13 protein-coding genes are annotated in these 13,754 nt (G+C 60.0%); 9 read left to right on the forward strand and 4 right to left on the reverse strand.

The genetic code is table 11. The features are described from left to right. Window positions 1–14: 14 nt before the first annotated feature. From GR138_RS12010 to GR138_RS12025, 4 genes are all read left to right on the forward strand, one after another. Complete coding sequence (locus GR138_RS12010; RefSeq protein WP_160859492.1) at window positions 15–431, forward strand: DUF6950 family protein; 417 nt, start codon at window positions 15–17, stop codon at window positions 429–431. Then, a complete protein-coding gene (locus tag GR138_RS12015; protein ID WP_338091077.1) occupies window positions 428–3,076 on the forward strand; it encodes a phage tail protein in 2,649 nt (882 codons plus the stop codon). The genes GR138_RS12010 and GR138_RS12015 overlap by 4 nt, the downstream gene beginning before the upstream one ends. Before the next feature lie 65 nt (window positions 3,077–3,141). After that, on the forward strand, window positions 3,142–5,385 hold the full coding sequence (locus GR138_RS12020; protein ID WP_160859493.1) for a hypothetical protein: 2,244 nt from the start codon (window positions 3,142–3,144) through the stop codon (window positions 5,383–5,385). 9 nt (window positions 5,386–5,394) lie between these two features. After that, complete coding sequence (locus tag GR138_RS12025; RefSeq protein WP_160859494.1) at window positions 5,395–6,153, forward strand: LamG domain-containing protein; 759 nt, start codon at window positions 5,395–5,397, stop codon at window positions 6,151–6,153. 34 nt (window positions 6,154–6,187) lie between these two features. Here the strand turns inward: GR138_RS12025 and GR138_RS12030 are convergent, their stop codons facing one another. Further along, window positions 6,188–6,772 (reverse strand): hypothetical protein, encoded by a 585-nt coding sequence (locus GR138_RS12030; RefSeq protein ID WP_160859495.1) that lies wholly within the window; start codon window positions 6,770–6,772, stop codon window positions 6,188–6,190. A gap of 258 nt (window positions 6,773–7,030) precedes the next feature. Here GR138_RS12030 and GR138_RS12035 point away from each other — a divergent pair, with 258 nt between their 5' ends. From GR138_RS12035 to GR138_RS12045, 4 genes are all read left to right on the forward strand, one after another. Further along, on the forward strand, window positions 7,031–7,969 hold the full coding sequence (locus tag GR138_RS12035) for a glycoside hydrolase family protein (RefSeq protein WP_160859496.1): 939 nt from the start codon (window positions 7,031–7,033) through the stop codon (window positions 7,967–7,969). Between the two features lie 164 nt (window positions 7,970–8,133). Continuing rightward, the gene (locus GR138_RS30250) at window positions 8,134–8,328 is read left to right on the forward strand and encodes a hypothetical protein (protein ID WP_202402647.1); all 195 of its coding nucleotides are present in this window, start codon (window positions 8,134–8,136) and stop codon (window positions 8,326–8,328) included. Continuing rightward, window positions 8,325–8,639 carry a hypothetical protein gene (locus GR138_RS12040; protein ID WP_160859497.1) on the forward strand — a complete coding sequence of 105 codons (315 nt, stop codon included), beginning with the start codon at window positions 8,325–8,327 and terminating at the stop codon, window positions 8,637–8,639. The genes GR138_RS30250 and GR138_RS12040 overlap by 4 nt, the downstream gene beginning before the upstream one ends. A gap of 317 nt (window positions 8,640–8,956) precedes the next feature. Next, entirely contained in the window at window positions 8,957–9,199 is a 243-nt protein-coding gene (locus GR138_RS12045; protein ID WP_160859498.1) for a hypothetical protein, read from the forward strand. Between the two features lie 1,429 nt (window positions 9,200–10,628). Here the strand turns inward: GR138_RS12045 and GR138_RS12050 are convergent. The 3 genes from GR138_RS12050 to GR138_RS12060 form a co-directional block, all read right to left on the reverse strand. Beyond that, entirely contained in the window at window positions 10,629–10,862 is a 234-nt protein-coding gene (locus GR138_RS12050; protein WP_160859499.1) for a hypothetical protein, read from the reverse strand. Window positions 10,863–11,190: 328 nt separating this feature from the next. Beyond that, window positions 11,191–11,862: an SOS response-associated peptidase gene (locus GR138_RS12055; RefSeq protein WP_160859500.1), complete on the reverse strand. Its 672-nt coding sequence runs from the start codon at window positions 11,860–11,862 to the stop codon at window positions 11,191–11,193. A 293-nt stretch (window positions 11,863–12,155) separates the two neighbouring features. Continuing rightward, window positions 12,156–12,530 (reverse strand): hypothetical protein, encoded by a 375-nt coding sequence (locus tag GR138_RS12060; RefSeq protein ID WP_160859501.1) that lies wholly within the window; start codon window positions 12,528–12,530, stop codon window positions 12,156–12,158. A 677-nt stretch (window positions 12,531–13,207) separates the two neighbouring features. Here GR138_RS12060 and GR138_RS12065 point away from each other — a divergent pair. Continuing rightward, the gene (locus GR138_RS12065) at window positions 13,208–13,468 is read left to right on the forward strand and encodes a DUF982 domain-containing protein (protein ID WP_160859502.1); all 261 of its coding nucleotides are present in this window, start codon (window positions 13,208–13,210) and stop codon (window positions 13,466–13,468) included. Window positions 13,469–13,754: the final 286 nt, after the last annotated feature.

A 13,754-nucleotide genomic window follows, 5' to 3' on the forward strand; every position in this document is an offset into this window, starting at 1 on the left:
CGTCAGGGGCATCCATGGACATCAAGGGCTTTTTGAGCCTGCCACATCGTTTTCGATGGGGCGGGGTAGGTGGCGACGACTGCAAAACGTTCCCTGCCACCTGGATGCAGTACGCGATCGGCATCGACCCCGCTGCCGGCCTGCGCGGCACCTACAGCACCAGGGCGGGAGCCCACGCCATTCTGGACACAGCGGGCGGCTCGCTTGCCTTCATGAGCGGGAAGCTGGCGCCCCATGGCTGCCGGCGCGTCGACGCTCCCCAAGACGGCGACATCGGCCTCGTGCGGATGCTGGCGGGAGAGACCTACGGCGAAGTCCGGCTGACTGAGGTTGGCGCCGTTCGCTTCGGCCCGCTCTGGGCATCGATCGCGCCACGCGGAGTCGTGGCATGCCGCGCCGAGGCTGTGGCCATCTGGAGATTGCCTTCGTGAACTATTTCAACCGCGAAATGCACAGCGGCGGTTACGAACGCATGTCTTCTGAGGACATCGAGCGTCGCGTTGCTGAGATGGATGGCTACCGCACGTTCATGCGGTCGACCACCAGCCACTACGACCCGATTTTTACGCCACTGTTTACTGCGATTGGCTTTTCGACTGTAGGCATCGCTGGAACGTCCATAAGCGCGGTCTCAATCGCCTCTGCCATCGCCACCACGGCGCTGTCGATCGGCCTGCAGTACCTGCTGGCGCCAAAGCCGCCAAAGCCAGACGACGGCAAGCAGCCGATGACGCAGGCAATCCCCTATCGCCATTGGGTGGTCGGGCGTCGCCGCGTCTCTGGCGCGTACATGCTTTGGGATTCTAAGGGCAAGTATCTCTATGCCGTCCAGGCTATTGCCGGTCACAAGATCAGCTCCATCAATCGCTACTGGCTGCACGACGACGAGGTAACGCTCGACGTAGACAGTAACGTCGAGGCTTTGGCCGACGGCCGTTACAAGAGCAACATGGTGCAGGTCTACTCGCGCCTCGGCCTGCCCACCGAAACGGCTTATGCGCCTCTGGTTGAGGCTTTGGCCGCCGACGACGTCTGGACGGAAAACCATCGCGGCGACGGACAGGCGTCTATTGCCCTGGTCGCGAAGACGCCTGTCGCGAAATACTACACCGAGCGATTCCCCTATGGCGCCCCGCGGCTCTCGGTTGAGGTCGACGGTGCATTCGTCTGGGACTATCGCATCGACGAAGACCCGTCCAACCCGGCGGCCTGGGTGTTTTCGCGCAATGCCGCGCTCATCATGGCCTGGCATCAGTGCTTCAACGAATTCGGTCATAAGCGCGACTACGCCAAGGCAATTCTTCCGGTCATCGACATGTGGAAGGCTGAGGCCGACGTCTGTGACGAGGACGTCCCGCTGTCTGGAGGTGGCACGGAAAAGCGCTATCTCTGCGACGGGTTTGCCACCGCAGAGAACGACCCGAAAGTCGGAACGAACGCCATTCTGGCGGCCTGCGACGGCTGGATCTGTGAGCGTGGCGACGGTGCCTTGCTGTTCGTGGTCGGCAAATTCCGTGAGGAATACTGCACCACGCTGCGGGATAGGGATATTACGGGCTATCAGCTTCAGCATGACGTCCTGTTCAAAGACGAGTGCAACCGGCTGGTCCCGAAATTCACCTATCCGGCGACTGACTACACCACCAGCGATACCGACTTCTTCGAGGACACCGACGCTCAGCTACTATCTGGCCGAGTCTTGGCTCAAGAGGCCGACTACGGCTGGTGCACCCAGTGGAGGCAAGCTCGCCGGCTCGGCATTCGTGACTGGCGGCGGTTCCAGCAGAAGAAGAAGGGCACGCTTGACGTTCGGCTTTGCGGCATCAACGCCGTGTATAGCCGGTGGATCAGGATGGAGACGCCGCTTGGCCTCCCGTCTCTTCACGATGCGATCATTGAAAACCGCAGGTCTGTCCTCGCTCTTACCAAGGGTGGGTACACGATGGACTTCATCCAGCACCCTGAGAACATCGACGACTGGACGCCGGCCACCGATGAAGGTGCTGCACCGCCTGTCCCGCCCAAGCCGACGATTGCGGGGATTCCAACGCCGGAAATCGACACAATCGAAGTGGTGCCAAAGAGCGGTGTCGTCTTCCTGCGGATATCGATCCCGGTTCCGGATGGCGATGAAGATGAGGTCGATGACAAATCCCTAGCTGTTCGCTATCGGCTGAAGGACGCTGGACTTGGTGTTCCTGGTGAGTGGGTTGAGCAAATCTTCCACGAACCTGAGATTGTCGCCGACGTTATGATCGTAAGTACAGCGCCGGTTCCATCTGACGAACTGCTCGAGGTTGAGGCGGCATACATTTCCGCGAAGGGTAAGTACGGTCTCTGGTCTATCACCGAGGAAATCTTCACGACATCCGACCCGGTTGCGCCGTCAGCCCTTACGGTTTTTACGCAGACAGCCGCCGCGCCGCATCTTGGCCATGCCGTCTTCAGTCTGACGACAGCGAACGACGCACACCTCAAGACTGTGAAGTTATATCGCAAGGCAACAGGTGTCGCGCTCAATATCGCCGTAGATACGCCGCTGGCGACACTGACGGTCGCTTCGTCGATCGCGGCGACATACGGGTACACGGACGGCGATGCCAGCCGCACCAACATCATCAGCAATGGCGACTTCGCTGCAAGTCTAACAGGCTGGACGGCGGGGAGCGGCTGGTCTTGGAACGCAGGCGTGGCGAAAAAGACGGCCGGCACCGCTTCCGACTTGACTCAGGCAGTCGGCGGAATGGCAGCGGGCGATGTTATGCGTATCGCTGTCGACATGAGTGCCCGCACGGCGGGGCAGATGACTATTAGCCTGACAGGCACCACCAACGTCAACAGCACAGGCAAGACTGTCAATGGCAGCTATCTGGAAAGACTTACAGCCAACGCAAGTAGCGTAGGCTTCAGACTTCGCGGAGATGCCACATTTGACGGTGCCGGAGACAACGTCGTCGTCTTCAAGGAAACGGGTACTTGCGCTCCGCAAGGCGTGTGGGACTACTACGCCGTGCCGTTCAACGGTTCTGGCGTTGCTGGCGCCACAAGCGGCCCGGTGACAGTAACCATCATCTAATCAATCAAAAAATTTGAAACCGTCTCCGGCCACCAGCCGGAGCGTTTTCGCGTGGAGAATAGCATATGGGAACTGTCGTCACCGACGTCATAAAGTCCGTTTTTGCGGATGGCCCGAATTCCAATCCAGATCAGGTCGATAAAGCACGCGTTCGCTCCGAGGTCGGGCCGACGATCGACAGCGAGTTGGATAAGTTGCGCGGCCTTTCGACCGTCGCGCTGCAGTGGAAGGTGCCGGTCACGCTTGCCACCTCGGCAAACATCACCCTGTCCGGCGAACAAACAGTCGACGGGGTGATGACTTCATCGACGGATGTTCTCGTCAAGGACCACGCTTCCGGTGTCTTGAAGGGGATCTACACCTCCGGCGCCGGAGCGTGGACGCGCCGCGCTGACGCGAACGAGGCCGCTGAACTGGTCGGTATGGCGGTGTTCGTGCGCTCCGGCACGGTCAATGCCGGCAAACAATTTGCCTGCACGACGCCGGCGCCGATCACGATCGGCGCAACAGCATTGACATTTGTGGAGATTTCCGACCAGGCCGCGCTCAATGCGGGGATCGCCGATCTGGAGGCCACGAAGGCCGACACGACCTATGTCGATGCGCAAATCGGCGCGATCGAGGAGCGGGTGCCCGATGCCGTCGCAGACAGCCGGTATGCCCATGTCGTTGGAGATCCGTCGGGCGCGGTATTTTACGGCATCGATTATGGCGGATATTTCCTCGCGGATCTGACCAAGGCTAATGCCCTTTCCGGTATCAATCCGCTAACGGATGCGTCGTTCGTCATCGCTTCCGGCACGAAGGACGACACACTGGCGGCGCGGTTGCGCAATGGCGTTCCTGCCGATTTCGGGATCGCGCGCATGCCGCTAACCGGCATCGAGCCCATCGGCGGGATGAGCAAGGCCGTGTCCTACTCTCCGGACGGCACGCGTCGGGTGCTTTCGGGGCCTGACTTCGAGTATTTCGGCGGTCAACCGGCTTACGGCAAATCCATGCGCTGCTATGCCCCGCGCCCGCTGTACGGTGCTGGTCGCATCGTATGCGTGGCGTGCGACGGATCGGGCATCGAAATCCCGGATGATCCCGACACGATCTACATGCTTCTAGGCACGGGCCAGTCGCTCATGGCGGGGAGTAACGGGACGGACGCCTACTTCTACACCACCGCCCTCTACCCGAGCCATACGCTGATGTTCCAGTCGAGTGTCTATTCGGATTTCCGGATGGGGCTTGCTGCCGCTGACATCACGCAAGTGCTGGATGGCAACACGCTGACCGGATTCACACCGGCAGTGGCCCGGGTCGGCCGGCTTGGGTATGGCGGGCAGGACATCCTGACATCGGCGGCCAACTACATGCAGCGCATGGCGATGCTCCATTGTGGCAAGACGTTTCCGCTGCTGATCGCCTCCGTTGCTGTTGGCGGGGCATCGCAGGCGGAAATCGGGCCTGGCACCGTGCCTTGGACGAACGGCCTGACGGCTGTTGCGCGGGCAACGGCAATCGCCGCATCGATGGGCAAGCGGCTCTGCGTCCTTGCTGTGGTGCGAAGCCATGGCCAGACAGACGCCACGACCCCGGCACAGACCTATGCCGACAACGAGATCGACCACATGAACCAGCTTTCGACGGCGATCAAGGCGATCACCGGGCAGGTCGGCGACGTGCCGTGGATGGTGGATCAGTGGTCGTCGATGGGCGAGGCGAGCGACAATGAGTCGACGAGCAACTCGGTGATAGGAATCACGCTTGCCGAGCAGGATCAACCGACGAAGTACATGATCTCGACGCCGCACTACCGATACAAGGAGTTCTATTCGCCGGACTTCGTGCACTTCCTCGGTCGCGGCTATGCGCAGATCGGCGAGAAGGTCGGGCATGCCATCCTGACGCGCCTGGTCGGCAATACCGGCAAGAAGGCGTTGCGCTTCTCCAGCGCTGTCTATGACGGCAACGTCACGATCACCGCCACCGCCAACCGGGCGGCCGATGACTTCTTGATCGACACCACTCTGGTGACGGCACAGACGAACCACGGCATCGAGGTCAGTTACGGCTCCGGGCAGTTCCGCACGATCTCGAATGTCGCGCGCTCCGGCAACACGGCGGTCATAACCCTGTCGGCGCCGATCGCCGGGGCGCACATGCTCGGCGTCGGCATGCTCGGGCACGACACCACCCGAACGCTCGCCACAGTGCCGCGAACCAACTTCCGCGATGCGTCCACCAAACGCGCATTGCTGGGCAACATTCCTGACCCCGACGTGATGCTGCACCAGCGCATTCCCGTCACCATGCCATAAGGAAGACCTATGACCATTTATCAGCAGACTGACGTTGTTCTTTCCTCGCCATCCCTGTTCGGGACGGTGCGGGCCGACGAAAACGGAGCGAAGATTGCCAAGCTCCCGGGCCTCATCGATTGGTGGTCCGCCGATCCGAGCTTCACGGAACAGCGCAGCGACGGCACGCTCGACTGGTTCGGGCGTGTCAACCGCAAGACGCTGCGCACGCCCGGCACGGCGGTTCCGCTGTTCACGCAGGGGCTCGCTGGCCGCCACACGTTCGAGTTCGACGGCACCCAGGAGTTCGATGCGATCGACTTCGCCCTGCCAACAGCGACGGCGACCGTTGCGTTCGTGGCGCGGCTTGCCGACAACAATGCATCGCTGCGCACGCTGGTCGGTCCCGCGACAACGGCGGTCGGCGCGAAAAGCTTTTCATTTTCGTGGTCTTCCGGTACGGCGCGCATCGTCCATAGCGGCACATCGCTCTTGATCGATGACCAGACCGGAACCTGGTACGATACCGACCTCTACGGCATGGTGACGCAATCCAATATCAGCGGCATGTCGATCTGGCGCAATGGCACGCAGGCGAAGCGAGGCACCGGCCTCAATGCCGTGCTGACCGATACATCGCTTTCCGTCGGGAATGGCGGCGTAGGATCGACCGCACGGTTCATCGGCGAGATTTCCGACATCCTCGTCTTCGACGTCGATGTGAGCGCGACCGAATATGCCTCGTCGAGGGCCATCCTAAACACGGTCCTGGCTGACTGGGCCAGTTGATCGCCGGCTCAAATCCAATAGCCTTGGCCCTAGATTATTCAATAGGTAGCGAGGCGAAGCCGAAGAAAACAGAGCTGAAGCCGACGGCGATCATGGCGAGACTAGCTAGAGATGGCCACCAATCTACCCTCAATGTCCGTACCCGTTCCAGAATCGACGCAACGGCGTCGCGGCCGAGTGTGTTATGCGAAATGTTGTGGAGGCTTTCCAAGTTCACGAAGAAGCAGGGCAGAATGTACGTGAGAAACATTTGCCAAATTGGCCATCTGTGTTCTTTGGGAACCTCCTTGAGATCCTCTTCGGTTATGCTCTCGGGCCGATATGTGATCCGGCTTGTGATCGCATCGGCCGCAGCTATCATAATAGCTAGCCGTCGTCGCTGCACGAGTTCCTGCCTCATGAAAGCGTGACATGCGATCATGCCACTCCAATACAACCAGTACATTAATTCAATTGGGCCGGCGTGCCGGTTTGAGAGAAGCTGCAGCAGAAGCACAGCGTTCGCCGTGAGAGTGAGGTAGGCCACGCTTTCCTTATGATTGTGAGCGGAATGCCATCGCTCCGTCTTAACGGCCATGTCATCCCAGATTCGGGTTAGCCGATCTTCCAATTTCGTCACTTGTCGATCTCCGCCACCAGTTTGGGAGAGTGGAGCAAATCGCGGCAAAGTTGTCGAGGGGCCAGCCAGCATTCTCTAGGCCTTCTCTGATCCGCGCCGGATCGTTTTCAACTGCAAGGAAATCCCCATGACAACGACCCTGGCCATCCAGGAGCGCGCGCGTCTCTGCGCGTAAAATCCCAAAATCCAAGGAGACCTTTATGGCTCGGGAAACCCTTCCCGTCGCCTAGTCTCTTTGGTGGCCCACAAGGAACCCCAATGACAATCACGACCACATCATCGCGTGGCCGCGCGTTTCTGCGTGACCACGAAGGCAACCCGCTGACCTGTTACCTGGATCCTGTCGGCGTCCCGACGATCGGGCAGGGGTTCACCATGCTTAGCGACGCAGTCCGGGCGGCGCTGGCAAAGCGCGGCATAACGAAACTTGTGCCGGGCAAGACCAAGATCACCGCGGTGCAGTCCGATGAGATTTTGCTCGAGGTACTGGCCGCAGAATTCGAACCAGCCGTAGTTGAGGGAAGCCCATCCAGTCGTAAGCAGCATCAGATGGACGCTTCTGTCAGTGCGGTCTACAACCTCGGCACTGGCGCCATGGGCTGGCGGTGGGCCAAGCTTTGGCGCGATGGCCTGGTGAAAGAAGCGGCGGCCTATCTTGGCAGCCACTACAACACGGCATCTGGCAAGCAGTTGCCAGGCCTTGCGCGCCGCCGCAAGGAGGAGGCCAACCTCTTCCTGAATGGCAACTATGCTGGAGTGACGTCGAGCAAGCCGGAAGGTGTTCCGCGCGAAGCGACCGTAGAACCGACGAAGCCGGACCCGGTCGTGAAAGAGGCGCAGGAAATCCTGACGTCGAAGGGTTTCAATCCCGGCTCCATTGACGGATGGATGGGCGAGAAGACCAAGGCGGCCATCATTGCCTACCAGAAAGCTCACCCGCACCTTGTGGCCGACGGCATCCTCGGCCCGGCCACGCTCAGCCAGCTGCGACGCGATGCCGGTACGGTGAGGGAAGCCGTCACCAAGGGCGTTTCGAGCGCGGCAGGTTCTGGTGTGCTGGCATTCGCTGCTGGCCTGCCGTGGGGCTGGATTGCCGCTGGCGTGGCCATTCTCGTGGTTGGCTATGTGGCCTATCGCAAACGGGACGTTCTGGAGCGCTGGTGGAATACGGTGACGGGGAAGACCGTCGATGTTTAGCGCTCTCTGGCTCAAATTCAAAGGCTACCTGGCAACGGCCGGCGTCGCGGTCGCGGTCATCGCGGGCGCCTTCCTCTATGGGCGCTCAGGCGGCAAGGCTGACGCTGAAGCCGAGCAGGCCCGTAACAACGCAAAAGCAATCAAGAAGGCGAGGGGCGTCGAAGATGCAGTTCAAGGTATGGGCAGCGCTGATGTTGACGCTGGTCTCGCTAAGTGGATGCGTGACGGCAAGCGGTAATTTCTGCGATGTCGCGCGGGCCGTGCGCCCCAGTGTGGAAGACAAGATGACAGAAGAGACGAAGCGGCAGATCCTGCGCGAGAACGAAAAGCTGGCAAAGCTTTGCGGGGTGGTGCCGTGACGCCAGAAATTCTAACTGGCCTGCTTGGCCTTGTCACGCTGGTCGGCGCTGCCTTCGGGTATTGGCGCTACTTCGAATCGCGTGTTGCCGGCGCCAAGGATCGCGCTGACAAGGTCGCTGAAGACCTGGCTGCGCATCGCCTGCACACTGCCGAGACCTACGTCACAAAGTCAGGCATGCGAGAAATCAAGGACGAAATCCTCGGCGCCGTATCCGGCATCCGAGACGACGTTCGTCATCTGGCCACCCGCATCGACGGGATGCATGAGGCGGCCAACAAGGCCAAGCCCGTAACTAGACGCACTTCCTGATCTAGCCCCCTCTGCCTTGACGGTGGAGGGGGCTTTTTGTTTGTGCCTTAGTCGGAGGGGGGAGTCGACTAACTCGGATTCCTCGTCCTATTTGGGGTCCATTGTCCTGCAAAAAGAGGGCCCCGCCGAAGCGGGGCAAGGCATGCGGATCCAGAGACGCGCCCGTCTCCCGGCGGGCAGCAAGGATTTTACCACGAGACGCGAGCGCGTAAAGATCATACGCCGGCATACTCGATCGGCGCCGTCTACCGTGCGGCCTGGAACCGAGCGAACACCCCATCCGTTTTCAATAATGTTCGAAAACACGGGAGGGTGAGATGTTCCACGCATCTGCCGGCGGCGGATTCGGCGCACAGGGCTATGGTCTGCGTGCGTCGATAAATGCCGCGATTGCGTATGATGAGGTCTGCGCCCAGCATAAGATCGAGGTTCAGTTCGAACCGCAGGCGATCATTATCCAGGGTCGAGTGCCGCCGGCAGTCGTTCAGCGGGTCCGCAGGATCATTGTCGAGGTTGCCGGGTCGGTCCCGGTCTGGGATCGGACGTTCTGGCTGGGGTGAACGGTTTCAGCCTCTGATACACAGGCCGGCAGCTTGCTCCGCCCACCGAGCAGGCTTGAGGGCGACGATTCGAAGTTGACCTAATATTACGGTGTGAATTTTTTAATAGCCTTGGACGTAATATCCATGGCGGCAGCATAACGCCGCCATCGTCTCAGCTTTGCGAGCCCTCCTCCGAAGCAAATCAAGAACGAAGGACATGCGATAATGTGGCTTAATCTCACGAAACCCGACGGAGCAAAGACCTCTATTGATTTCGGGAAGGTTTTACATTTCAGCGATCACAAGGCCGGAACCCAGGTCGTCGTGAACTCGTCTGTGCCCAGTAAGGAAAACGGCGCTCCCACGCCGTTGGTTCTTTACGTGGCTGAGAGCTTCGATTCAGTCGTAGCGGCACTCGGAGCCAAGAAAGTACGGCGATAGGCGCCGAAATCCTTCAAAGATCAGCGTGGCGGCATCCCAACCGTCTTTGATATTAGTGTCGCACGATCGCGCAAAAAAAAGAAGGTCGCTTCGGAGGGGGATCGAAGCGACCTTCTGTTGCGGCGGGTCGGGAAACGACGTGAGCGTGGGCGCACATCACTTGCCGCGCAGATCAAACGGCGTTGTCTGCCGCTTGTTCCGCTCGCCCTATCGAACGGCCATTGGCAACGTCGTGCACTTCCCCCACGACATCATGATTTGACCTCGCGCCATCGCCGAACCTCGAACATTTCGGCCACACCTTTACGCTTGAATTGCGGGCGCATTCTCGACTCCTTACCCGACGCATTTGCGCCAAGTAGGCCGAAGCGCTCTAGAACTCCGCGTTCGACTGTTCCGTCGTCTCGCTCATACAGGATCTCAAGACCAACAGGTGGGAGCGTAGTCTTCCATGCCGTCATCGCACTATGCTCCTGCATTCTCTAGCGCCATAAAGAGAGCCCCGCCGGAGCGGGGCGAAGGTGCGACTCTAGAGGCGCGCCCGACTTCCGGCCGGGCAGCGTGGATATTATCACGCGAGCCGAGCGCGTAAAAGATGGTGATCCGCAGGCCGGGCATTAAGGCGGGAGACCGATAAGCGGGGGCTCATCGATCTCCCTAATCCGGGCGACACCTGAGGCACCCGGGTATTCGTGACGGAAGCCGCTCGGCGGGATGTGCTTTACCGCTCCGCGGCCTCCGGCCTGCGTCGCAGCAGACTCTCCAAATATGGCGCTGACGAAATTTATTACAACGCCCGCGTCATCTCTCCGCCTGTCCGGTTCACGGTGCTGCCTGCTGAGAAGATAACCAGCCAAACCGGAAGCGACGGCGACGGATAGGTGGCATTCGCCGACGGTCGAAAAGGGTGCGAATCGACTGGCCGGTTTCCCGGTCATTTTTTTGCTCAACGCCCTGAAGTTTCAGCGTTTCGCCAGCGCGATTCCACTTTGAGCTTTTGCGCTACTTATGCACCCTCAACGAGATCGTACTGACCAGCCTCAGAGAACGCCGGCTCGACGTCCTCGTTGGGCCATCGGATTTTCACGCCTCGGCCAAAAGCTGGAATGTGCGCGACTTCGACGACGATGCCCACGGCGTTTCGGTCGTTCCAGCGCGTGCGTTCCAATGTACTGCCGCTGCGGACCCTGACCTTGTCGCCAACCTTGAGCGCCGGTCTACTTTCGTCCATGTCAACCATCTCGCTATTCCATCTCCGGGATTTCACCCGCCTGAAACAGGATCGTCGGCGGGCCATAATCCCCCAGCGTCGGATCCGCATCGCGGCTCCAGGCCAACAAGCCCCAAAAAAAATGCCTCGCTGGGGATGGCGAGGCAAGAGGCTGAACTAAAAGTGGCGCGCGTTAAACGGCGGTGAAGGCGAATGGTTCCCTACCACCCCATAAAAATGCCGAGGGCGAGCCAAGCCGCCGCTCCGTTCAACACCGCCGCCGCAAACAGCGACCAGTTCGACGGGCGGGACGCGGCCGGCAGTGCGGAGAATACCGCCAGGGCTGAGACCGCATAGATCATAGCGAATTCACGATCGGCGCCGGCCGCTCGGTGAACCTCGAACTGTTGATGTCACGGCTGACGCGATGCATCTGCATTTGTCCGTCGAGATGATGGCCGAGAATGCCCTTGAGGTTTTCCGCGGGCGTGTTGGGGTTCAGCCAACCGTCGAACACCTCTGGATCGAGGATGATGGGCATTCGGTCGTGGATCTGGCTGATGGGCGCAATCGATGGCGCGGTGATAATCGTGCAGCTCGTGACGTCGAGCTTCGAGTTGTGTGCCCACAAGCCCGCGAAGGCATACGGCGCGCCGCCAGGCATCTGGATCAGCCATGGGTCCTTGCCGCCGTCCTCTTCATTCTTCGTCCATTCATAAAAGCCGTCGGCGGGGATGAGGCAGCGGCGCACTTTGAATGCGTCACGGAAAGCCGGGGAGGAATCGACGGTCTCGATACGCGCGTTGAACATCGCGGCCTTCGGCATTTCCTTTGCCCAGTGCGGGACCAGCCACCACCGGCCGTCGTCGACCACCTGGTTGCCTTCGTCATCGAGCCGAACAAATGGCACCGTCTGCGTTGGGGCGACGTTGTAGCGCGCCTCGGTGTTCCGGATGAGGAATTTGTCGGTCAGGCGGTAGAGCCCGACGAGTTCGCGCCAGGACATCATCTGGGTGAAACGTCCACACATTCGATCCAATCCCCTCAGTCTTTGAGCTTTCTTATCGAGGCGCTTGTCCGGTCATTGCACTTGAGCGCGAGGATATGATGGTCCGCCAAGGAAGCGATCGCCACGCAGGCTTCGCCCTCATCCCACCCCGCCTTGAGTGCCTTCCAGACAAGCGCCTGGAAATCGGCTTCGAGGGCTTCCTCGCACTGGAGAAAGCGGTCTTCCGCCTCACCGATCGGTAGTGGTCCACGAATAGCCATGCACGAAGGATAGGGCGGGGCGCCTAGGTGGGCAAGGAGCCATTTGAGGGAGGGTTACCAACCGAACTTTCGGCCGCGCTCCTTCAAATCCGCTATTCGCTGTGAGAGAGCATCCGGCTTTGGCCCGGCGCGAGCAACACCTTCATCATACCAATCTTCAACACGCTTCGCAGCCTCCCAGGCCTCCGCCTCATGTCCGGATTGGGGCATCGGGCGCTCAAACTCCCACCATGAGGAACAGCCGCCAGCCCAGATGAACATGCCTGCCTTTAAGCTCGTCTTGTCGCGATGGATGCGACCAATATAGAGATCGCCGTCGTAGGCCGCCCAGTCCTCGTCTGCCTCCCCGGGCCATGTGAGCCGCCACTGGTATTTCCGCTGCCATCCGGATGGATCGGGCATCACCTTGCGGCCTTTGCGGCTATCCATGTGTTCGTACCGTTGTTTCCGCACTTCCGGCATCGCAGAAACTGCCGGAGAATATAGAGGTGCACGTCGGCGCCGACGCTCTCCTGGAGACGCCAACGATCAATCGCGCCCTCGCGCTCGCATCTCGAGCAGTGGCCGCCGAGTTCGTACAATTGCGGTAGGTCGCCTAACGTCGGACGTGCTGGAGCGAAGAGCGCTTCGAGGTCTGTCCATTCGGGGCTCTCATCACGCCGCCTCGCCACTCCATCAATCCCGCTCAGCTTGTGGCCGCCATCCTCGCGTAAAGCCTGAGCTAATGGCGCGATCGGCCAATTGAAGCTGCCATCGCAGATATGCGCAGTCAGCCAGGAGCGTCGCGACTGCGGCTCGGACGTTTCCGCCGTGCCAAGCCAAGGCTTCGTCGACTTCGTTTCGAGGCTCGTGTGATTCTGCGCGCACGTTTCCGTTCTCCTGTGTTGCTGCCACAGTAGGCATTCGTTCCGGTTTCGAGATGTTGCTAGTATGTTCTCGTTGGGAAAAGAGTCAAGGAGGCGGGGAAGATATTCCTAGATTGCGAGTCGGCGGGGCAAGGTCGGGGCCGCTTAAGAGACGAAACGCCCAGGGCACTCACTAGCGAGGCCAACAATCCGCGGAACGGAAAACGGCCCAGCTCGTTAATTAGGAGGAGGACATATCCGATGCGCGTTCCAGTTTTAGTTGACTGGCCGGCGAGCGTAATCGTGAATCTCGATGAACTCGGCGGTCCTCAAATTGTCGGCTCCACTCGAGAAGCCGCTTTCCTACTCATGCAATTTTGGCCTACACGCCGCGGTCAGGCATTCGGCGAAGCGCTACGCCTTTGCGCAGATGCCCTCGATGCTCACGTGGATCCAAAAGTTGCACGACGGGCATTCCTGAAGGCGGCAGAGGAAGCCGGAATTGTCGTGCGCCTACACTAAGGTGCAGGTGGACGGGATGAAGGTTGACCTCACGAGAGGGTGGCGGTGGAGATGGTGGGGAACCTTAGCTAGGTACGCTGCTCGAACTCCACGGGGCGCCCATACCGCTAATGAGGTGATGGGGAACGATAGCAATGGCCAACTTGGCCGATGCGTTTACTACAGACCCGGCGACAAAAAAACCGGATCGTCTGAGTGTGTCGTTCGTCGTGACAGGGGGTAATTGACGATCGTAGAAATCACCAAATTAAAAAAGCGGAAAGCGGCATGACCCGCAACACCGAAT

This window comes from Shinella kummerowiae (assembly GCF_009827055.1).
GTDB lineage: Bacteria > Pseudomonadota > Alphaproteobacteria > Rhizobiales > Rhizobiaceae > Shinella > Shinella kummerowiae.